The sequence below is a fragment of the Bowmanella yangjiangensis genome, assembly GCF_017255015.1.
Lineage (GTDB): Bacteria > Pseudomonadota > Gammaproteobacteria > Enterobacterales > Alteromonadaceae > Bowmanella > Bowmanella yangjiangensis.
Genome location: NZ_JAFKCS010000416.1, coordinates 1 through 681, shown reverse-complemented (window position 1 = coordinate 681; position 681 = coordinate 1). Strand labels below are relative to the sequence as shown.

Annotated in this window: 2 protein-coding genes; one reads left to right on the top strand and one right to left on the bottom strand. The window is 59.5% G+C overall.

All coding sequences use genetic code 11. The features are described 5' to 3' along the window. Nucleotides 1–189, top strand: a 189-nt coding sequence (locus J0A65_RS24895; RefSeq protein ID WP_206596914.1) for a hypothetical protein, incomplete at its 5' end; no start/stop codon positions are given. Between the two features lie 67 nt (nt 190–256). On the opposite strand, the gene J0A65_RS24890 is transcribed toward J0A65_RS24895, so the two are convergent. Next, entirely contained in the window at nt 257–634 is a 378-nt protein-coding gene (locus tag J0A65_RS24890; RefSeq protein WP_037050978.1) for a DUF4288 domain-containing protein, read from the bottom strand. Nucleotides 635–681 lie beyond the last annotated feature (47 nt).

Here is a 681-nt window from a genome sequence, read left to right as displayed (position 1 = left end):
GGGCCGGGGCTGCGCAAGACACTCAACAACGGCAGCTTCGCGATCCACCGCCTGGGCCAGGCGAGCGAGCGGGTGCAGTTGGACAGTGTCGACGAGGTGCTGAGGGTGCTGCGCGACGAATTCGGGATTCGACCGCCCGAACATCCCGAGCTTCGGCAAATCATCGAAGGCTTGATCGCGGGAGCGTGAGGGCCGCTGCGGGCTCTTGTGGGAAGGTTTTTGGCAGCAGCGGCCCACTTCTTATCCGTTCAACGGCCTATTGGCGAAACTGATGCCGTTGCCTGACGAGTTTTCTCAGGTTCTTGAGCTTTCTGGGGTGATGTTCGCCCCACATGACCTCGGCGCCGTCCTCCAATGGCTCGTAGATTGGAAGTAACTCCGTAACGCCTTCGAATAGCCACTGGACCGGCACGGCATCGGGGCCACCCAGATAGGGCTCTGTGGATTCGGTGGCTATTTCTACGACCTTGTCGTAGGCCTCTTCCAGGCTCGGCGCCTGAACGATGACGGTGTTCTCCCAAGACAGGAAACGTGCTTCAGGATCGTCATTCCCCGATGCGTCGATTTCAGTGAAGCGCAGCAGGTAGGAAGCTATGTACCAGCCTGTTGGTGAAACGTTCTTGTCGTGGGCCATGCTGCGTCCTTGTCCGAGTTCAGGCAGACCTTAGCGCCAAGTCGCCA

Coding starts and splice junctions, on each gene's coding strand:
- J0A65_RS24890 (WP_037050978.1), bottom strand. CDS start 634: ATGGCCCACGACAAGAACGTTTCACCAACAGGCTGGTACATAGCTTCC.